Below are 20749 nucleotides of genomic sequence, written 5' to 3'. Positions count from 1 at the left end.
TCAGTGTGGAGTCTGTGTCGGCGGCTGCGGATGGCTCAGCTGGTTCTGGTGGTGGTGCTACGGCGTGGTCGCAGTCGGTGACCACCACGGTGCATCCGGTGTGCTGGTTGCAGCAGGACGATACTGGTGCGGAGCGGGCGGAGTGGATTGATTCGGGGAAAGCGGCCGAGTACATCCGCTTCAACCACAGTGGTTCGGTGGAGGAGTATAAGACTCACTTCCCCGACTACGAGTCCTACGCCGACGACACGGAGGGCTACTGGTACACCCCTTTCTGCGACCCCAGGTACATGGCGGAGGATGACGAGCGCGACTTCAGCGAGATCCAAGACGCCTACGTCGCCGACCATGACCCGGTGTACGTGCCCGCAGGGCAGGCGGCCCCAGAGCCCGAAATAGACGGCGCCACGCTCGCTCAGGCCGCCTGGGATGCGGTGACGATTCCGACGGCGACGATCGGTTACAACCCGATGGTTGGGGATGTGGGGGCCACGATCGTGGGCATGGATACCTGGGTGTGGGCCACCGGCGACACCCCCAAGGAAGTGACCGTGACGGCTACGGCGGGGTCTACTACCGCCACGATCACGGCGACCGCGAAGTGGTTAACGCTCCAGCCCAAGGACGGCACCGCCAAGTGCACCAGCTTCGGGATTCCCTGGAGTGAGGACAACGACGCCAAGGGCACCGACTGCAAGATCATCTTCAACCGCTCCAGCGCCCACTTCAAGGACAACGTCACCCCGGTAGACATCAAAGTGTCCTACGCGATCACCTACACCGCCACCGACGGCGCTTCGGGCTCGATGGACACCCACACCACATCCACAACCACCGCCATCCCGGTAGCCGAGATCCAGACGCTCAACACCAGACCCACCACCGAACCATGAGATAGGGCCCACTTAGGTCAGGCATACACTCGCAGCTACCCCGGAACATCCAATACAACTGTTCGATCTACAGACCTGAAGGACTATCAAATGGTCGCCAACCTGAAGCGCCAAGCGCTTGAGCGCCTGAGCGAGCACGCGTCAAGAAAGAACGGAGAACTTGGATTCTCCACGAACTCACCGTTCCTAGACCTGTCTCCCTGGGTGCGTTCGCCGGGGCAGAAGTACAGTTCGGCCATCAATTCGTCCGACACCTGGACGGGCCCGCTGGCGAACACCTCCGCCGAAGACACCGAGACCGACATTGACGCGGTCGACAAGATTTTCAGCGATCTGTTGGACGCGATAAACGCGGAGAAAAACTCGCTGCTTGAAGACATCGACGAAACCGACACCAACGCGTATTGGCCATACAAGAGCCAACAACAATAACAGCACTGCCGGTAACCGGGAAATCAGGGAGAAAGGCCCCCACGTTATGGCCGTATTGTATTTGAATCCGGACAAGTTGGCAACCGCAATCCAGGATCTGCGCGACTTCGCCAACGATTGCTCTTCCGCCATAACCAGCATAAACAACAAATGCACAGACGAGCACAATCCCATCGATATTACCGACTTCCGAATCAGCGCCAACAACGCAATCGGCGCCGTCAACGCCAGGGCCGACCAACTGGCGAAGGCCAAAGACGCGATCGTGGCGGTCAACGACTCCGGCGTCGGCAGTATGACCGCCGACGGGGGCATCAGCTGTGAAGTCCCGGACGGCACCGTCATCAACACTGTTGCGGACTTGACGGCCTGGTCGCATGCCACTATCGACGCCCACGATCTGCAAGCCATTATCGACGGCTCGCCTGGTTTTCAATCCAATGGTCGTACCTATGACCAGGTCATCGCTGCCATACGGGAGCGCTCTGGCGATCCCGCCTATGCAGCCGCACTGGTTAACGCACTCGGCCCGGAAAATCTCACCAGCCTGCCGTTTGAGGTCCAGGAGCACTACACCGTCAGCGATGACACAGGTAAGCATGACCTGAAACCGGAGGCCAGCACGGAGCTGGCTGAACTGCTTGGCACTGTACTGGCCTCGGCCTCGACTACGTGGGACAACCAGACCTGCGAGTCTATGGCAACCGTCATCAAGGAGTCCGTCGATGACAAGGGCGAGTGGGGGCGCATCACCGTACTGAACGCCATGCTCGGAGGACACGACGCCGACTCCAACCATGTCAATGATCTGGAGTTCAACAGCGCCTTCCTCACTGCCCTGGCAAACAGCCTAGACGACATCGACTGGAACGCCATCAAATCCCGCGCAGAACGCGCCACCGACCCCAACACCGACAGCTACACCGCCCGCTATGACAAGAAGGACCTCGGCCCCTACTTGGGAGGCCAGTCCTTCGACCCCCTTGCCGGGGTGCTGGATGCCATGGGCAACAATCCCCGGGCCGCCCTCGACTACCTCGCCAAGGCGTCCGAAAGCGGCGACGGGGCGGACATGACACTGCTAGAGGAGCTGTCCAAGCGCGACTGGGATGAGCAGGGATTCGCAGGCTTCACCGCAGCCTTGGCCGCAGCCTCCAGCCAACGTCCCTCGGATGATCCGACCACACGCAGGCGCGCCGACAACGTGGCCGGATACGGCATCCATTATCTGGTCGCCAACACAGATGAGGAAATCTACAACGACGACGCAAAGGCCCGCATCGGCGTACTTCTGGCGAACTGCCCCGCAGAACTCACTAGCGCCTGGGTTGGGGAGGATGCGCCCGGCGACCCAGATAGGCGTAAGGAATTGCCGGAAGCATCGGTGGACGACATTAATAAGCTGACTTATAGAGTCTCAGACTCTACAGACGCTGTCGCTACTATTGCAGCCCAACTCGGCGAGTACGCAAATAATCGAGCTCAACATAGAATCGAAGAGAATACAGGAGACCCCGACGCCCAAATCCTAGCAATTAACAACGCGTACCGGGACGTCAGCAAAGCGGTAGGTACCTTGGCGGGGATGGCCGACAGTAAAGCGGATGCCCTTAATGTCGATTCGTCCTCCAAGGCGGCCGCACACAGTCAGGCCGCTAAAACCGCAATAAGTGTGCTGACCACAGTGGCGGGAGCAGGATTAGGGTCGGTGCTACCAGGAGGAACAGCAGGAGGCGCAAAAACCGGGTTAACTATAGCAAACACGGTCTTGAGTCCCCTAGTGAATTTCGATGCCGATCAGGTTGAGTCAGCAGCTCCTGAGAGTTTGAAGGAAAACATGTGGGCGGCGGCCGTCCAGGACGCGGCTAACGCGGGCCTACTAAACCCCGACGACTACACCATTGATACCTCTGATTCTGGCGTGCCATACTCTTGGATGGTGTCCAATGAGGACGGTAGTCGCGGTATCGATATATCGGCTGCAGACGAAGACGTCGATGTGCCTGGGCAGATGCGTGCATGGTCTCGTAGAGCAGTAACCATAACCAACGACCCCATGTTTGATAAGGTCACCGATGACTTTGATGAGAGTTATACGTCCGGTTATGATTCCGGGAGTAAGTACGGTGGCTGATGGGTGTGTGCCGGTCGGCCACGACTGGTTTGTGCGCGGTTGCGGTCGCCGTTTCCGTCTTGGGGCGGCTGCGGTGGTGCTTGCGGCTGGGCTGGTGGCGTCGGGGTGCGCTGCCGGCACGGGCGCGGTGACGGGGGCGTCTGGGACTTCCGTCTCCGCTGACGCCGCGGCGGATCTGGTGTCTTCTGGTGGGCGGGCGGCGCAGGAGCTCTCGGACGCGGCCCGCGGCGCCGGCACTGGCGGCGCCGGGGTGGGGGACCTGGTTCAGGCCGCCGCCCCGCATGCCGGCGATCCGGTGTGGGCCAATGACTTCATCACCGCCCTGGGGGCGGACAACCTTGCCGGCCTGCCCCTGGCCGGCGCCGTTCCCGACGGCCAGGCCCTCGCCCACCTGCTCGGCCGGATCCTCGCTGCGGCATCCACCACCTGGGACGAAACCACCCGCGAGTCCGTAGCCGCCGTCATCGCCGGATCTGTGGCAGACAAGGGCCAGTGGGGACGCATCACCGCCCTCAACGCGATCTTGACGGCCCCCACCAGCACGCAAGCCGACACCACCGCCACCCAGCCAGTCGGCACCGCCGGCGGTAAGGAGGCCGGCAGCGCCACAGGTGCTGAAAGCGGCTTCGACCCCGGGTTCCTGACCGCCCTGGCCGACGAGCTGGCGGGCATAGACCCCGACACGATCCGCCGCTACCGCGGCTACGCCAACACCAGCTACCCCGACCTGGCCCCCCTCGGCAAACGGGCCATCGGCGGCTACCTGACCGGCTACTCCTTCGACCCCCTGACCGGAGCACTGGAAGCCATCGCCGCACACCCCCAAACCACCCTGCACTACCTCACCAGCACCCCCGCCAGCGGCGGCGGGCCGCGCCTGGAGCAGCTGTCCCAGCGCCAGTGGGACCAGGCCGGCCTGGCCGCCTACACCACCGCCATCGCCTCCGCCACAACCCTGCGCACCAGCACCAACACCGATGTCCGGCACCGGGCCGACCAGCTCGCAGGCCAAGCCATAACGTATCTCGCCACCAGCACCACCGAGGACCAGTACACCCCCGCCACCGAAACCGCCATCGCCACCCTACTGGCCAACAGCCCCGCCGAGGTCACCTGCGCCTGGAACCAGGACAACCCAGACAAGTCCTCGAGCACCTCCACCTGCGACTACGGAGACATCTGGTTCGAACGCCAGCCCTCCATCTACGAACCCGTCGACCCCGCCCCAATCACCGCCCTGGCCTGGCGCATCACCGACACCCCCGAAACCACCAGCACCATCGCCAAAGCCATAGCCCACCACGCACACACCCGAGCACAAACCAACCTCACCAACACCACCAGCCCCACACCCGGCACCATCAATGATGACTATGACCCTAGAGTCGACGCCATCAACATCCCCTACCAACGAGCCCTCTACGCCATCAGCTACCTCGCCGGCCTCACCGAGAACAAAACCGGCACCAGCACCTACAACCACGCCCTCATCACCGGCCACACCGACGACGAAAACCAACTATCCGCCATGGCCATCCAGGACGCCGCGAACGCCGACCTGCTGGACCCCGAGGACTACACCATCACCGGGGACAGCAGTAAGACCTACACCTGGATCGTCACCAGACCCGACGGCACCCACACCATCGACCTATCAAAAGCCGACGACCCCACCATTGCCGCGGACGAAGTGGACGCGTGGGTCGACATGGTCCAAACCGGTATCGGCGACTACGTGTTCAAAGACATCACCGACGACTTCGACGCCGGCTACATGTATGGTCACCGATCCGGGAGCGCTTACACTGCGGAATCATGACCGCTCAGGCCCGCATAAGCCAAGAGGCTGTCATTCCGACCGTTCAATCGCCCCGCTGCGATTCCGCCACAATGGCCGCAGCGGCATCATAGGCGGCGCGCACCTCGGGCTGAGGCGCGGCGGTCAGGTGCTCGACCGGGCCGAGTTCCCACGTGGGCGGCTCCTCGCCCCCGGCGAGCACCCAAGCGGCCTGCTTGGCGGCGCCGTTGGCTACGTACTCGCCGGGCTCGGGCACGTCCACCGGGACGCCGAGCACGGCCGGGGCGAGCTCCCGGGCACAGGCCCACTTCACTCCCCCGCCCACGAGCGTGACGGCGTCGACCTCAACCGCCTGGCCGCGCACGGCGTCGACGCACGCCCCCATCAGGCACAGCAGCCCCTCGACGGCGGCGCGCGCATAGTTCGCGGGAGTCAGCGAAGTCAGCGTCATGCCGGTGAGCATGCCGGTGGCCTCCGGCAGATTCGGGGTGCGCTCCCCCTCCAGGTACGGCACGTGCACCAGCCCGGCGGCACCCGGCTCGGCAGACAATGCGAGCCGGTCGAACTCGTCGTACGAGACTCCCAGCACCTGCTTGGCGGCATCCAGGATGCGGGCGGCATTCAGCGTGCAGGCCAACGGCAGGAAGGCCCCGGTGGCGTCGGCAAAACCGGTGACCAGCCCGGAGGCGTCGTGGGTGGGAGTTGCCGAGACCGCGGCAACCACGCCGGAGGTACCCAGGGACACGCTGGTAGCGCCCGGGCGCAGGCCGAGTCCGAGGGCGGCGCCGGCATTGTCGCCGCAGCCGGGACCGAGCACCAGGTGGCTCAGATCCCGCTCGCCGCCAGACGGCGCGGTGAAGACCCCGCCGCGGCCGGCCTCCTCGTGTGGGCCGACTACGCGCGGCAATACGATTCCGGCGACTTCATCCTCACTGCGGCGCAGGGCGAGCGCGAGCAGATCGCGGCGATAGTTGTTGTCCACGGAGTCGAAGTAGCCCGTGCCCGAGGCGTCGGAGCGGTCGGTGACCAGGGTGTCCAGCGAGGTGGCGCCGGACAGCTTCCAGGTGAGCCAGTCGTGCGGCAGGCAGATGGCTGCGATGCGGGCGGCATTCTCGGGCTCGTGGTCGGCCAGCCAGCGCAGCTTGGTGATGGTGAGGGAGGCCACGAGCACCGAGCCGACGGCGTCGGCCCAGGCCTTGGCCCCGGCGGCTTCGTCGCCGTCGCCGAGCTCGCGGATCAGGTCGCGGGCGGCGCCGGCGCTGCGGGTGTCGTTCCACAGGAGGGCGGGGCGGATCACCTCGCCGTCGGCGTCGAGCACCACCATGCCGTGCTGCTGGCCGCCCACGCTCAGGGCGGCAACGTCGTCAAGCCCGCCGACGGCGTCGATCACCTCATTGAGCGCGGCCCACCAGTGATCGGGGTGGACCTCGGAGCCGTCCGGGTGCGAGGCCTTCGCCTCACGGACCAGGGCGCCGGTGGCGGCGTCACGGACGACGAGCTTGCAGGACTGCGTCGAGGAGTCGACGCCGGCGACGAGAGGCATGAATTTCCTTCCGCGTTGAAGGCCGGCCGGCCGTGAGCCGGTTGCTCAGCCCACGGCCGACCACTGATTGATCTTCGGATTCGGTTGGATTGTTGGTACGAGCGGCGGTCAGCTGATCAGGTGCTGAACGGCCTTCTCGTGCAGGTTGACGAAGTGGTAATCGCGGGCTGCGGCCGCCTCGGCGTCGAAGTCCTCGTAGGCGCTGCGGTCGGCGAGCAGGTCGGCGATCGTCTCCCCCTCGGCCAGGGTCGGCTCAGCCAGCTCATAAATCCCGGACAGCTTCAGGGCCTCCTGGACCTCCGGGTCGGCGCGGAAGGCGCGGGCCTTGTCCGCCAGCTGGATGAACATCTCCATATTGGCGGCCGCGGACTCCCACACGCCCTCAATGCCGTCGGTGCGAGAGGGCTTGTAGTCGAAGTGGATCGGCCCGTCGTAGCGGGGGCCGCCGCTGGGGAAGCCGTTGACCAGCAGGTCGACGGTGAAGAACGCGCTGAGCAGGTCGCCGTGCCCGAAGACCAGGTCCTGGTCATACTTCAGGCCCTTCTGGCCGTTGAGGTCGATGTGGAAGAGCTTGCCGGCGTTCAGCGCCTGCGCCAGGGCGTGGGTGTAGTTCAGGCCCGCCATCTGCTCGTGGCCCACCTCGGGGTTCAGGCCGACGACGTCGCCGTTGTCCAGCTCGGCGATCAGCGCCAGGGCGTGGCCGACGGTGGGCAGGAAGATGTCACCGCGGGGCTCGTTCGGCTTCGGCTCCAGGCCGATGCGCAGGTTGTAGCCCTGGTCCTTGATGTACTGGGCGACCGTGTCCAGGCCCTCCTTGTAGCGGTCGAAGACGGCGCCCAGGTCCTTGGAGGAGTCGTACTCAGCACCCTCGCGGCCACCCCACATGACGAAGGTGGTGGCGCCGAGCTCGGCCGCCAGGTCCACGTTGCGCAGGATCTTGCGCAGGCCGAAGCGGCGGATGGAGCGGTCGTTGTTGGTCAGGCCACCGTCCTTGAAGATCGGGTGGGTGAAGGTGTTGGTGGTGACCATCTCGATGGTCAGGCCCGTGGCGTCCACCGTGTCCTTGAGCTTACTGACGATCTTCGCCCGCTCGGCGTCGGTGGCGTCGAAGGGGAAGACGTCATTGTCGTGGAAAGTGATGCCCCAGGCGCCAAGTTCGGCGAGCTTCTCGGCATACTCCCAGGGCTTGAGCGCGGTGCGGGTGGTGTCCCCAAAGGGGTCGGCCGCCAGCCAGCCGACGGTCCACAGGCCGAATGAGAACTTGTCTTCCTTGGTGGGCTTACGAACCATGGTTCCTCCTCGAGCCGGATTTGTTCGCTGACGCAACTATGGCACAGCCGTGCGGTATGGTCAAGGCGTGTCTCGAGCCAACACGACGTCGGAGTCGCCCCCCTCCCTCACCTCCCGCACCCAAGCGCCGGCCGCGCCTATCTCGGCCCGGCAGTCCAGCTTGCGCACCGCCAACCTCGCGCTGCTGGCCGGCCACGTGTTCGCCGCTCCCGAGCCCGTCTCGCGCGCCGACGTCGCCGCCGCAACCGGCATGACCCGCTCCACCGCCTCACGGCTGGCCGATGACCTCGTCGCCGCCGGCATCCTCACCGAGCTGGATCCGTCGCCCGCATCCGGCCCCGGCCGGCCGGCCGTGCCGCTGGCGCCCGCTCGGGGCACCTTCGTGGCCGTCGGCCTGGAAGTGAATGTCTCGCGCATGGCGGTGCGGGCGATAGACCTGTCAGGCCAGGTACTGGCCGAACGAGTGGTGCTGGATGACCTGGAGGCCTCCGACCCGGCGCGGGTGCTCCCCCGCCTGGCGGAGCTGGCCACGGATGTGTTGGCCCTCGACGCCGTAAGGCATGCGCGCAAGGTTGGTGCAGCGATCGCACTACCCGGACTGGTTTCGCACGAGACCCTGCTGCGCGCCCCCAACCTGGGGTGGGAGCGGATCGATCCGCGGCGATACCTGGCGGCGGCGCTCGAAGCCGACGGCCTGGTGCTGCGCCTGGGCAATGAGGCGAATTTCGGTGCCCTCACCGCGGGCCGCACCCGCCCCGCAGCACCTCATTCAGACCCGTCTTACATTTACCTCTCCGGCGAGAACGGCATCGGAGCCGGGATCGTGCGCGACGGGCAAGTCATGTTGGGCGCCTCAGGTTTCGCCGGGGAGATCGGCCATATTCAGGTTGATCCCACCGGGCCACTGTGCACCTGCGGCAACCGCGGCTGCGTGGAGCGCTACGCGGGGCGCCGTCTTATTCTGGCTGCCGCTGGCCTTGACGAGGCCGCGGCGCCGGAAGAGCTGGTAACCGCATGGGAGTCCGCGGCTCCCGCCGCGCGGCAGGCCGTCACCCGGGCCGCGCAGGCGCTCGGCGTCGGGCTGAGCGCCGCCATCAACATCATGGACATCCCCACCGTGATCCTGGGCGGGCACCTCGCCCCACTGGCCGAGATCCTGCGCCCCGAGCTCGAGGCGGAGCTACGGCAGCGAGTCCTGTCCTCCCGGTGGTCCGTACCCCAGGTCATCACGACCTCCCAGGACCAGACGCCGGCGGTGACGGGTGCGGCCTGGTCGCTGCTGGAGGAGGTTGTCGCCGACCCCGCGACCTGGATCTGACCATCCGGCTCCTCTACCCCAACAGCCCCCTCCCCTCGCCGAAATCGGCACTAGTTACGTACCGAGATCGGCAGATATGACGTACGGGCCACCCGTATAGGATTGCCCACGTGGGCGAGGACGGCACGCGGGGCGACGTAGAGCTGCTGCTGCGGGTGGCGCGGTTGTACTACGAGCAGCACCTCACCCAGGCTGACATCGCCCGCGAGATCGGCTATTCGCGCCCCAGTGTCTCGCGCCTGCTAAGCCGCGCCCGCGAGCAGGGCATCGTGCACATCACGATCTCCCACCCCTTGGAGCACATTCTCTCGGTGGAGAAGCGCCTGCGTGAGAGACTGCCGCTCAGGGCGGTCCGAGTCGCCGAGGTCAACGGGACCGACGTGATCGGCGCCGTCGGGCAGGCCGCCGCCGAGCTGCTAATCGACTCGGTCGCAAACGGGCAGGTCGTCGCCGTCGGCAACGGGCGCTCAATCCAGGCCGCCGCCCAACGTATCCCGCAGATCCCGCGAGTGGACTGCACCATAGTCCAACTGCTCGGCTCGATCCCCGGCGGCCTGCCCTCCTGGGGCCGGGATGCGCCGACCATCTGCACCCGCATCGCCAGCCAGCTGGGCGCGAAGGTGTCCCGCATGCCGGTGCCACTGATCGTCGACAATCCCTCACTGCTGCGGCCACTCATGCGCGAGGAGAAGGTGGCCACCACCCTGGCACTGGCAGCCCGTGCAGATGTGGCACTCGTCGGCGTGGCCGGGGTGGAGGCGAAGGGCGCGGGCAACATCCTGGCCGAGTACCTCACCCCGGACGTGCGCGAGGCCATTCGTACGGGTGGAGCGGTGGGGCACATCCTTGACCACCATTACGACGCCGCCGGAAACCCCGTTCCCACTCCGCTGACACCGCGCACCCTGGCGCTACCGCTGGACGAGCTGCGGCGCATCCCGCTGGTCATTGGAGCGGCCGGCGGTGAGGACAAGGTGGAGGCGATCGTCGGCGCCATCCGGGGCGGCATCCTGAGCGCGTTGGCCACCGACTACCAGACCGCCCTGTCGATCCTCGACATGCTCTGAAACTGGTGGCCACCCGGCGTACCGGGCCCGGAGAGGGATGAAGAGCAGACAAAAGGCCCAGATCTGGCGAACGGCCATTGAAACTGTTCCGCCGATGATCTGGGCCCTTGCGGCTCTGCTCAGCGTCCTGCTAGGCCGCTGAGATCAACATCCCGGATGTCTCCGGGGAGTCGGGCGGTTACCGCCGCTCGGCTCCCCACAATGGTCTCACATCGCAAGCCATCGGCGCCAGCCTTCTTCACCGGCCGCCGCCCCCGCTAATCCGTTTCCGCCTGCGGAACCGCGGCACGTTTGCGGTGGTAGAGCAGGTAGGCACCCACGCGTGCGCGCAGGCTCGGGCGCACTTCCTGCGGCCAGCGGCGGGCGACGTAGGAGACGGCGTCATCCACCTCCAGCCGCTGCGTGGAATTGCCGACCCGTACCCACAGTTCGGTACCGCCACTGCCCTTGGGGCCCTTGAGGTACACAGGCACGGGCGAGGGCGGCACCGTCACCCGGCATACCTCACCGGCCCCGTCCGCGGCCGCCGCGAAGTCCAGACGCGGCAGCGCCGCGGCGTTCGTCCCCAACCGCACTCGCCACAGGCTGCGCAGGAAGAGCTCGAAGCGGTCGGCGTCGGGTTGACGCAGGGTGGCGTAGTCCGGGTCCAGGCCGATCAGCCGCCCGTCGTCGTCGACGCCCAGCAGCAGGGTCCCGCCCCGGGAGTTGAGGAAGGCGGCCACGGTCTTGGCCACAACCGTCTCCATGGCGTCGTCGCGCTTGCCGGTGTGCATGTTGACTCGGGCGGAGGATTTCAGCTCCAGACGCTCCGACTCGCCCCGCCGGGCCACCTCGGCGATCGGGTCCAACGGCGGCTCGTGCTGGATGCGGGTTATGACCAGCGCGGTCAGTCCCACCACGATCACGGCGACGACGACGGCGGAGGCCAGGATCCGCGGCGCCCATAAGTAGTCCTCGTTGAACAGCCACGCGCCCCCGGCGAACCCGGCCCACAGGCCGATCAGAGCGGTGAGGGTGGCGGTGGATGTGGAGATACGTGCCCGCCGCCGCACCAGGTGGGAGGCGAAACGGCCGACCAGGTAGGCCACGAGCAGCGCCGCCGGCTGAATAAGGACGGCGAACAGTAGCACCGGGCTGCGCGGCGCCGGCGGGAGTGCGGTGGAGTTGAGCGGCAGGACGCTAATCAGGCCTGTGAACGAGACGGGCATGGCGCCCCAGCGTAGGGCAGTACGCTCAGCCGCGATCCCGCAGGTGCCGAGCCAGCAACGTCAGGTCGGCGGGACTCAACCGGTCCGCGGCGTTCAGGTGGTGCCAGAACGGGTACGGCAAGCCGGTTGCGCTGACCTGTTCCAGCCGCTCCATCTCCTCAGCAGTGAGCGCCAAGTCGGCAGCACCGAGATTCTGCTGCAACTGCTGCTCATTGCGCGCCCCCACGATCACCGAGGTGACCGCCGGCTTGGCCAGAACGTAGGCAAGAGCCACCTGACTGGGTGCGACGCCGTGCCCGTCGGCGATCGCCACGAGTTCCTCGACGATGTCGTAGAGGACCTCTACGTCATACACCGGCGGCTCGTCCCAGCCCTCCACGTGGCGGCTGCCGGCGGGCGCGTCGACTCCGCGGCGGTACTTGCCGGTCAGCAGCCCGCCTGCCAGCGGGCTCCACACCAGGATGCCTATGCCCTGGTCCACCGCGGCGGGTACGATCTCGTGCTCGATATCCCGGGTCTGTACGGAGTAGTGCACCTGGTTGCTGACGAACGGGGTCAGGCCGTGACGGTCGGCGGTCCACAGGGACTTCATCATGTGCCAGGCCGCATAGTTGGAGCAGCCGATGTAGCGCACCTTGCCCGCGTGCACCAGATCGTCCAGGGCGGTAAGCGTCTCCTCCAGGGGCGTGACCCCGTCCCACTCGTGCACCTGGTAGAGGTCGATGTGGTCAGTGCCCAGGCGGCGCAGGCTCGCCTCCACGCTGCGCATGATGTGGTGCCGGGAAAGGCCGGCGTCATTGGGGCCCTCCCCCATGGGCATCCGCACCTTGGTGGCGATCAGGACGTCCTCGCGGTCCGCGCCGAGCGCCTTGCCGAGGATCTCCTCGGACAGTCCGGCGGAGTACATGTCGGCGGTGTCGAAGAGGTTCACTCCGGCGTCGCGTGCGATGTCGATTTGCCGACGCGCTCCGTCCACATCAATCTGACCCACCGTGCGCGCGAACCCGGTGCCGCCAAAACCCATGGTGCCCAGGGTGATGGTCGAGACCCGTAGGCCGCTTTTGCCAAGCTGTCTGTATTCCATGACACATACGGTACGACTCGATCTGCGGGGGCGGAAGGGGCTCTCGGCACCTCCCACCCCCGCGGATCCGCGACCCTCAGGCCGCCCAGGCGGCCAGCCCCTCGAAGATGAGGCGGCCGACGACGGAGCCGCCGTCGAGCACCCCAATGCTGCGGGAGGCGGAGTATGCGGCGCGTCCGTGCACGGCCTCCATCTCCCGGGTGGACTCCGATCCCTGGGCGGCCGCCTCGGCGGCGCGCCGCAGCAGCTCGCTCAAAGCGGTCTCACCTCCGGCGACGGCGCCCTCGGTGAGCGCCGTCGTCCCGGGCACGAGCGCGTCCAGGATGGTCTTCTCCCCCGGCTTGGACTCGGCCTTGTCCATGATGGCCTCCACGCCCGCCTGCAGGGCCTGCGCGGCAGTGACGACGTCGGCCTCGGTCTTGCCGCGCAGCGCTCGTGCCATACCCATCATCCCGAAGCTGAGGATGGTTCCCAGTGACGACGGCGCCGCGCCGTTGAAGGCCTTGGCCGCTCCGCGCAGGAGCTGCCCGAGGTCGGTCTGCTCCTGGGCGGCCAGGTACTCGGACAGTGCCCGGAAGCCGTCGTCCATGGAGATGCCCAGGTCTCCGTCCCCACTGACCTGGTCCAGGGATACCAGGTAGTTCCGGTTGGTGGTCATCAGGGCGCTGATTTCACCGGCGATTGCCGCAAGTGACTCACGGTTCAGCATGTGGGCCTCACTTGTTCGCATTGGTGTAGAAGGGCGTGGTGGCCGGGGCGCGCAGCAGTTCCTTCAGCTCGGCGTCGAGCTTGAACACGGACACCGACAGCCCCGCCATTTCCATGGAGGTGGCGAACTCGCCTACATGCGGCATAACCACCGTGACTCCGCGTTCGGCCAGCAGGGCGTGCACGGAGCGGTACACGATGAGCTGCTCCTCCAGCGGGGTGCCGCCCAGGCCGTTGATCATCACCGAGACCTCGTCCCCGGCATCCAGCGGCATGTCAGCCGCGATGGTCTCCAGGATGAGGCGGGCGATCTCCTCGGCGGTCATCATGGGGCGCACCTCGATGCCGGCCTCCCCGTGGATGCCCATGCCGATCTCGATCTGCCCCTCCTGGATGGTGAAGGTCGGCTCACCGACCTTGGGGACAATGCACGGTGATAGTGCCACCCCCATGGTGCGGATGTTGTCCAGGGCGCGGGCGGTGACGGCGGTGACCTCGTCGAGTGTCATCATCTTCTCGGCGGCGGCCCCGGCGATCTTGAACGCGTAGACCAGCCCGGCCACGCCCCGCCGCTTGTCGGCGCGCTCCTTCGGAGAGCTGGCGACGTCGTCGCGGCCGAGCAGCTGCCGGGTCTCGATATCGTCGAACTCGACGTCCTCACAGGCCATGCGGAAGTTGAAGACGTCGCCGTTGTAGTTGCCGTACAGGCACAGGACGCCGGCGCCGCGGTCGCAGGCGCGGATCATGTCGGCCATCTTCTCGGCGGCCGGTGAGGCGAAGACCTCCCCGACGGCGCATCCGTCCAGCATGCCCTGCCCGACGTAGCCGAGGAACAGGGGCAGGTGCCCGCTGCCGCCGGCGGTGACGACGCCGACCTTGCCCTCCGGCGCCGGGTAGCGTGAGACGAGTACCCGGAAGTCGCCGTCGAGCAGGGCAACACGGTCGCCGTAGGCCGCTGCGATGCCCTCCATGGTGTCGCGGACGAAGCTGTCCGCGCTGTTGAGTATCTTCTTCATGCTTGCCTCCCAGGGTTCTACGTGCCGTCTCAGTGCTGGTTGGGGAAGGTGATCTCCGCCGGATACGCCCACTTCTGGAGCTCTTCGGTGGCGAAGGACTCGGGCTCGACGCCGCCGTTGGCCGTGAGCGCCTGGTGGTAGAGCTGGGCGAGCTCCTCGATGTAGGCGGCCTTGAGGTAGGCCTCGTACAGGTTGCGGGAGTCGACGGCGACGGCGCCGTGCTTCTCCAGCAGCACGCAGTCGGCCTCGCGCACGGCCTGACGCACCGAGGCGGCCAGCTCGGGGGTGCCGGGGCGGCCGTACGGGGCCACGGGAATGCGCGCCCGGCTCAGCCCCAGGTTGGCGACCTCGTAGACGATGGCGGGGATCGGCTTGTTCAGCAGCGCGAAGGAGGTGGCGTAGGCCGAGTGGGTGTGCACGATGGCGACCAGCTCGGGACGCTCCTTGTAGATCTCCAGGTGCATGAGCACCTCGCTGGTGGGTCGCAGGCCGGATTCGTTCTCGACGACGTGGGCGTCGAGGTCCATGACCACCACGTCGCGCGGGGTCAAAAGGTCACGGTCCAGGGAAGTGGGCGAGGCGACCAGCAGGCCGGTTTCGGCGTCGCGGATGGAGAAGTTGCCGGACTTGTGCTTGCACAGCCCGTCGTGCTGCGCCCGCTTGGCGATCTCGCACAGTTCCTTCTTCAGGGTTTCAAGCATGAGTGTTCTACTTTCTGGTTTCGATGGATTCTCGGGTGTTGATCAGGGCCGCGGCGGCGGTGGGTCACCGCCGCCGCGTGAGTCAGTCGCCTCAGGCGGTGACTCCGGCCTCGACGGCCGCCGCGCGCGCCTCGTTGCGCTCCTTGATCAGGCTGCGCGAGTACGCCGCGAAGCAGACCAGCCAGGCCACGAAGATGACCAGCGGGATGAAGTTCCCGTCGAGGACTTGCATGAGGTGGGACAGCGCGTAGGTGAAGATGGGCGCGTCGATGGAGGAGTTGGAGATCATCTGCCCGGCGGACAGTTCCACCGCCCTGGTGGAGTTGGCCAACTCGGTCATGAACGGGGCGAAGGCGGTGCCCACCCACAGGAACACGGGGGCGAAGATCGTGCACTGGATGAGCATCCGGATGATGTTGCCCTTGCTGGCGAAGTAGGCCGCCACCGCGATGCAGATGTTGATGATGCCCGCAAAGGGGAGAATGCCGTTGCCGGGCAGGAAGAAGGCGTAGGCGAGGGTCACCGGGATGGTCCAGATCACGGCGATCCAGATCTCGTTGGCGCCGCCGAGAAAGGGCCAGTCGAGCCCGACGAACAGCTGCCGGTCGTTGAAGCGCTTGCGCATGTACTCGGAGATCGCGTTCGAGATCGGCTCGAGCGCCTGCATGAAGTACTTGGAGATGACCGGGAACAGGGTCAGCGCCGTAGCGGCCTGAATGCCGAGCGTCAAAATGGCGGCGACGTCAAACCGGGCGAGGACGCCGAACAGGATGCCGAGGATGAAGCCCAGCACGTGGTTCTCGGCGAAGATGCCGAGCTTGTCGCGCAGGTCGGCGGCGTTGAACGAGCGGTCGAGCCCGGGGATCTTGCGCAGCAGCCAGTCGATCGGGTACATGGGGGCGGCCAGGAACACCATGCGGTGAGTGATCGTCACGCCCGGGATGCCGGTCATGGTTTCCACCCGGTGCTGGTGGAAGTCCGCGGTCTTCAGCTCGAAGACCACCTGAATGGCCGCGATGACAAATGCCAGCCACACCATTCCGGTTATGTAGTACACGGCGACGGCGGTGAAGATCTTGCCCCACACGTTCCACAGGTCCGCGTTGAAGGTCTCGGTCTGCTTCAGCAGGATCAGCACGATGTTGATGCCGATCACCAGTGGGAACATCAGGAAGGCATAGGGCCACGACCAGGAGATCGTGGACATCGTCGTCCACCCGCCGTCGGTGATGGGCAGGTCCACGCCGATGGTGTCCGACATCGCCTGAGCGGCCGGCGTGATCGCCTCGGTCATGTAGCTGATGAGCATGGTCATGCCGGAGAAGGCCACGCCCAGGGTGATGCCCGCGGAGATGGCGTCCTTCACCTTCATCCGGACGATCAGACCGGCGATGATGATGATTATGGGGACGAAGATGGCGGCCCCGAGCGAGAGCAGGAAGTTGACGGAGTCCTGAAGGATTTGCATGTCAGTTGCTCCCGGAGGACTTAATGGCCTCGATCAGCTTGGTCAGCTCCTGGTCCTGCCCCATGCCGGTCAGGAACGCGATCCCGTTAATGACGGGGACGGAGCGGGGCTTGTTCTCCCGCACGATGGTGATGTAGGCGGCGGCGTCGGCCAGGTGGCGGTCGACGGACTTCAGGTCGACGGCCTGGACGTCGGCGTCGACCTTCGCCTCCTTCAGTAGGCGGCTGACCTTGCTGGCAACCGTCTGGGATGTGGCGACGCCGCTGCCGCAGGCGACTACTACTTTTGCGGTCATGGTGGGTTCTCCTTGTGAGTGGGTGGGTGTGGGGTGTGGGTGTTTCCGGCTCAGGCGGCCTCGATGCCGGACATGCCGGAAAGCACCCGGTAGTACTCGTCCGGGGTCTGCGCCGCGCTCAGCTGCTCCATGAAGGCCGGGTCCTGGAAGGCCTGCAGCATGATTTGCAGTACCTCCACGTGGCGGTCCTCCTGCACGAAGCCGAGGACGAAGATGAAGCGAACCGGGTGGACGACGTCGTCGTTGCCCATCTCCCGCCAGTCAATCGGCCTGGCCAGGCGCACCGGGGCGATGAAGGGCTTGACGATGTGTTCGACGTCGGAGTGGGGGATGGCAACCGCCTCCGGCATGGTTGGGAGCGCGGTCGGGTACTTGCGCTCGCGTTCCACCAGCGCCTCATGGAAGGTTTCCCGAATGTAGCCCGCGCGCAGGAGCTCCGCCGCGATCCGTTCGAAGAACTCCTGCTGGTCATTCACCTCCCAGTCGAGGCGGATCAGGTCGGGCTTGAGCAGATCCAGCTGCATCGCTGCCATCTCCTTGCGTCTCGCCTTCGAGTACCAGGGTCCGGACGAGGTCCGGACACCTCGGGAAACTAGCGGCAAGTGCCCGCAGAAAACACCCCTTCGGCGAGCATATGTTCACCAAAGGGCTATCAGATCTGCGCGCCCAGTCGGCGATATGGCGCCAACTACCAGGCGATTTCCCGGTCGCACCGGCGCGCATTCACATCCGTTTATGAACATTCGTTCATCACCCTATCGGCTCGGCGTAGCGCCAGGCGCGGCCCCGGCAGCACCGGGGACGGCAGCGCCCGGCCCCACGCCCGCCCGCAGGGGCCCGGGCGGCGGCGCACTCGGGCTGCGCAGGACCTCACACCCGCACCGCTCGCCCGGCGCCGGCGCGCACCTCCACGACACCCTTGATGCCCACCCGCCGGACCACCACCTACCGCCGTTTGTCTTTTCGAGATACATTTATCGCGTGCAAGCTCGCATGCACGTTCATCCCCCCCCGCGCACCAGCTCCGCGGCAGGCGCCATGCGGCGGCGCTCCGGCTCCGCCCAGCGCAGCCGCGCCCGTGGCGGCGCTGGCGCACGCACCTGTGTGCTCCGCTTCGTCTTGCCCGGCGGGCCGCTCGCGTGGATGATGCATCCAGCTTCCGCAGCGTGCGCGCTCACCGACCGGGCGCACGCTGGCACCAGCGCCTGCACTGCAGGCAACTCCGCAGACCGCTAGACAACCAATCAGACGACCGACCAGACGATCAACAAAGGAGCTGCCCATGAGCACCGAGCCCCTACCACTCACCGACCTGGACCTAAAGGCCATCAACGTCGCCAAGGCACTGGCCGCCGACGCCGTGGAGGCGGCGGGCTCTGGTCACCCCGGCACGCCAATCTCGCTGGCACCAGTGGCCCACCTGCTCTACCAGTACGAGCTGCGCCACGACCCCGCCGACCCGAACTGGCTGGGCCGCGACCGCTTCGTCCTGTCCGCCGGGCACGCCTCCCTGCTGCAGTACTGCCAGCTGTTCCTGACCGGCTACGGCATCCCTATGGAGGGCTTCACCCACTTCCGCTCCCCCGCCGGCCTGCCCGGGCACCCCGAGTTCGGATACACCCCCGGCATTGAGACCACCACCGGCCCGCTGGGCGCGGGCTTCTCCAACGCCGTCGGCCTGGCCATCGCGGCCCGCCGCGAGCACGGCCTGTTCGAGCCGGACGCCGCCGACGGCGCCTCCCTGTTCGACCACTTCGTCTACACGATCATGGGCGACGGCTGCATGCAGGAGGGCGTCGCCTCCGAGGCCGCCTCTCTGGCCGGCACCCTGCAGCTGGGCAACCTGATCGCCATCTATGACGACAACGACATCTCCATCGAGGGCGACACCGATATCTCCTTCACCGAGGACCCCTCCAAGCGCTTCGAGGCCTACGGCTGGCAGGTGCTCGACGTCGACTGGAAGGCCGGCGGCGCCTACCACGAGGACCTGCAGGCCCTGCACGAGGCGCTGGTGGCGGCGCGTGCGGAGACCAAGCGCCCAACGATGATCCGCCTGCACACGATCATCGCCTGGCCCTCCCCCACCAAGCAGGGCTCGGAGGACTCTCACGGCGCCAAGCTCGGCTCCGAGGAGGTCGCCGGGCTGAAGACCGCCCTGGGGCTGGACCCGCAGGCATCCTTCCAGCTGCCCGACGACGTTCTTGCCTTCACCCGCTCGCACGCCGCCGAGCGCGCCGCGGCCGAGCGCGCCGACTGGGACGCCCGCTTCGCCGCCTGGCAGCAGGCCGCCCCCGAGCGGGCCGCCCTGCTGGAGCGGCTACAGGCAGGCAAGCTGGATGCGGGCCTGGACGCCGCACTGCCGGTGTGGGAGGTGGGTGACGCCCTGGCCACGCGTGCGGCCTCCGGCAAGACGCTCACGGCCCTGGCGCCGGTGGCCCCGGAGCTGTGGGGCGGGTCCGCGGACCTGGCCGGCTCCAACAACACCACCATGGCCGGGGAGCCCTCCTTCCTGCCCGCCGACCTGGCTCGTTCCGACGGTGACGGCCCCTACGGGCGCACCCTGCACTTCGGCATCCGCGAGCACGCCATGGGCGGGATTCTCAACGGCATCGCCCTGGACCGTCTGACCCGCGCGTACGGGGGCACCTTCATGGTGTTCTCCGACTACATGCGCCCGGCCGTGCGCCTGGCGGCGCTGATGGGCCTGGGGTCCATCTTCGTGTGGACGCACGACTCCATCGGCGTGGGCGAGGACGGCCCCACCCACCAGCCGATTGAGCACCTGGCCGCGCTGCGCGCCATCCCGGGCCTGGCGGTGGTCCGTCCCGCTGACGCCAATGAGACGGCGGCCGCGTGGGCGGAGATCCTGCGCCGCCCGGAGGGCCCGGCCGGAATCGTGCTGTCCCGGCAGAACCTGACCGTCCACGCTGATGCCGAGACCGCCCGCGCCGGTGTGCACCGCGGCGCTTACGTGCTGGCCGAGGCCACGGATGCTGCTGGCACCGAGGTCTCCTCCGCGGTGGTGCTGGTCGCCACCGGCTCCGAGGTGGGCGTGGCCATGGACGCCCGCGAGGTGCTGCAGGCCGAGGGCACGCCCACCCGCGTGGTCTCCGCCCCCTGCCTGGAGTGGTTCGCCCAGCAGGACGAGGCCTACCGGGCCTCGGTGCTGCCCGAGGCGGGCGTGCGGGTGTCCATCGAGGCCGGCTCGGCCATGGGCTGGCGCGAGATTGTTGGCGACGACGGCCTGATCGTCTCCCTGGACCGCTTCGGCGCCTCCGCGCCCGGCACGCAGCTGTTCAAGGAGTACGGCTTCACCGGCGAGGCGGTAGCGGCGCGGGTGCGCGAGGCCCTGGCCCGCGCCTGACAGGCGGCCACTACGGCGCGGGCGGACCACCTTAACGGGTTGTCCGCCCGCGCCTGATTATCAACTCAGCTCGCCCACGCCCGGTCGGCGTGTTCGTCCTACCGACAGGCCCAGACACCACGAGTCGCGTTCCACGACCCCCGGGAAGTTCCACGACCTTGGTGTGCTTTCCACGACCACCCCGGGGTCGTGCAACAAGCACAAAGGTCGTGCAACAAGCACCAGGGACGTGGAACGCAACCCCCAACCGCGGGCACGCGCCGGGCGCTGCGGCCTGGTGGGCCCAGGGGCTCGGCGTGAGCGCGCGCCGCACGCTCATTCGCGGCGCGCTTCTAGCGATTTGGCGTAATTACGCGGAAAACGCATCAGCCGGTGAACGGTACAGTCGGCTCCCATGTGCGGCGACCCTCGCGGCGCACATGGGAGC

General features: G+C 66.9%; 17 protein-coding genes. 7 read left to right on the top strand and 10 right to left on the bottom strand.

Going from position 1 to position 20749, the window contains the following annotated elements; translation table 11 throughout:
• Positions 1-197: 197 nt before the first annotated feature.
• From GZ998_RS11670 to GZ998_RS13355, 4 genes are all read left to right on the top strand, one after another.
• On the top strand, positions 198-893 hold the full coding sequence (locus GZ998_RS11670; protein ID WP_308807244.1) for a hypothetical protein: 696 nt from the start codon (positions 198-200) through the stop codon (positions 891-893).
• A 90-nt stretch (positions 894-983) separates the two neighbouring features.
• Positions 984-1325 (top strand): hypothetical protein, encoded by a 342-nt coding sequence (locus tag GZ998_RS11665; protein ID WP_219109924.1) that lies wholly within the window; start codon positions 984-986, stop codon positions 1323-1325.
• Positions 1264-3459, top strand: coding sequence for a DUF6571 family protein (locus GZ998_RS11660; RefSeq protein WP_219109923.1), 2196 nt, complete (start codon positions 1264-1266; stop codon positions 3457-3459). The genes GZ998_RS11665 and GZ998_RS11660 overlap by 62 nt, the downstream gene beginning before the upstream one ends.
• Positions 3401-5278 carry a DUF6571 family protein gene (locus GZ998_RS13355; protein ID WP_306823062.1) on the top strand — a complete coding sequence of 626 codons (1878 nt, stop codon included), beginning with the start codon at positions 3401-3403 and terminating at the stop codon, positions 5276-5278. Before GZ998_RS11660 ends, GZ998_RS13355 begins: the two co-directional genes overlap by 59 nt.
• Before the next feature lie 43 nt (positions 5279-5321).
• Here GZ998_RS13355 and GZ998_RS11650 read toward each other — a convergent pair whose 3' ends face one another.
• Positions 5322-6800: a xylulokinase gene (locus tag GZ998_RS11650; protein WP_219109921.1), complete on the bottom strand. Its 1479-nt coding sequence runs from the start codon at positions 6798-6800 to the stop codon at positions 5322-5324.
• A 108-nt stretch (positions 6801-6908) separates the two neighbouring features.
• Positions 6909-8090, bottom strand: a complete 1182-nt coding sequence (gene xylA / locus GZ998_RS11645) for a xylose isomerase (protein WP_219109920.1) — start codon at positions 8088-8090, stop codon at positions 6909-6911.
• A gap of 67 nt (positions 8091-8157) precedes the next feature.
• Here xylA and GZ998_RS11640 point away from each other — a divergent pair, with 67 nt between their 5' ends.
• The gene (locus tag GZ998_RS11640) at positions 8158-9408 is read left to right on the top strand and encodes an ROK family transcriptional regulator (RefSeq protein ID WP_308807243.1); all 1251 of its coding nucleotides are present in this window, start codon (positions 8158-8160) and stop codon (positions 9406-9408) included.
• Positions 9409-9518: 110 nt separating this feature from the next.
• Entirely contained in the window at positions 9519-10475 is a 957-nt protein-coding gene (locus GZ998_RS11635) for a sugar-binding transcriptional regulator (protein WP_219109918.1), read from the top strand.
• Positions 10476-10732: 257 nt separating this feature from the next.
• Here the strand turns inward: GZ998_RS11635 and GZ998_RS11630 are convergent, their stop codons facing one another.
• From GZ998_RS11630 to GZ998_RS11595, 8 genes are all read right to left on the bottom strand, one after another.
• Positions 10733-11683, bottom strand: coding sequence for a helix-turn-helix domain-containing protein (locus tag GZ998_RS11630; protein WP_219109917.1), 951 nt, complete (start codon positions 11681-11683; stop codon positions 10733-10735).
• A gap of 25 nt (positions 11684-11708) precedes the next feature.
• The gene (locus GZ998_RS11625; RefSeq protein ID WP_219109916.1) at positions 11709-12767 is read right to left on the bottom strand and encodes an aldo/keto reductase; all 1059 of its coding nucleotides are present in this window, start codon (positions 12765-12767) and stop codon (positions 11709-11711) included.
• Between the two features lie 76 nt (positions 12768-12843).
• Positions 12844-13497 carry a dihydroxyacetone kinase subunit L gene (locus GZ998_RS11620; protein ID WP_219109915.1) on the bottom strand — a complete coding sequence of 218 codons (654 nt, stop codon included), beginning with the start codon at positions 13495-13497 and terminating at the stop codon, positions 12844-12846.
• Positions 13484-14491, bottom strand: coding sequence for a dihydroxyacetone kinase subunit DhaK (locus tag GZ998_RS11615; protein ID WP_219109914.1), 1008 nt, complete (start codon positions 14489-14491; stop codon positions 13484-13486). The genes GZ998_RS11620 and GZ998_RS11615 overlap by 14 nt, the downstream gene beginning before the upstream one ends.
• A gap of 29 nt (positions 14492-14520) precedes the next feature.
• Positions 14521-15192 (bottom strand): class II aldolase/adducin family protein, encoded by a 672-nt coding sequence (locus tag GZ998_RS11610; RefSeq protein WP_161924834.1) that lies wholly within the window; start codon positions 15190-15192, stop codon positions 14521-14523.
• A 91-nt stretch (positions 15193-15283) separates the two neighbouring features.
• Positions 15284-16660, bottom strand: coding sequence for a PTS galactitol transporter subunit IIC (locus GZ998_RS11605; protein WP_219109913.1), 1377 nt, complete (start codon positions 16658-16660; stop codon positions 15284-15286).
• 1 nt (position 16661) lies between these two features.
• Positions 16662-16955 carry a PTS sugar transporter subunit IIB gene (locus tag GZ998_RS11600; RefSeq protein ID WP_103063598.1) on the bottom strand — a complete coding sequence of 98 codons (294 nt, stop codon included), beginning with the start codon at positions 16953-16955 and terminating at the stop codon, positions 16662-16664.
• Between the two features lie 50 nt (positions 16956-17005).
• Positions 17006-17488, bottom strand: coding sequence for a PTS sugar transporter subunit IIA (locus GZ998_RS11595; protein ID WP_219109912.1), 483 nt, complete (start codon positions 17486-17488; stop codon positions 17006-17008).
• Positions 17489-18237: 749 nt separating this feature from the next.
• On the opposite strand from GZ998_RS11595, the gene tkt reads away from it, so the two are divergent.
• A complete protein-coding gene (gene tkt, locus GZ998_RS11590) occupies positions 18238-20322 on the top strand; it encodes a transketolase (protein ID WP_219109911.1) in 2085 nt (694 codons plus the stop codon).
• Positions 20323-20749 lie beyond the last annotated feature (427 nt).

The sequence above is a fragment of the Actinomyces sp. 594 genome, assembly GCF_019325145.1.
Taxonomy (GTDB): domain Bacteria; phylum Actinomycetota; class Actinomycetes; order Actinomycetales; family Actinomycetaceae; genus Actinomyces.
Note: the sequence above shows the minus strand (reverse complement) of the source record. Positions and strands in the feature narration are given on the sequence as shown.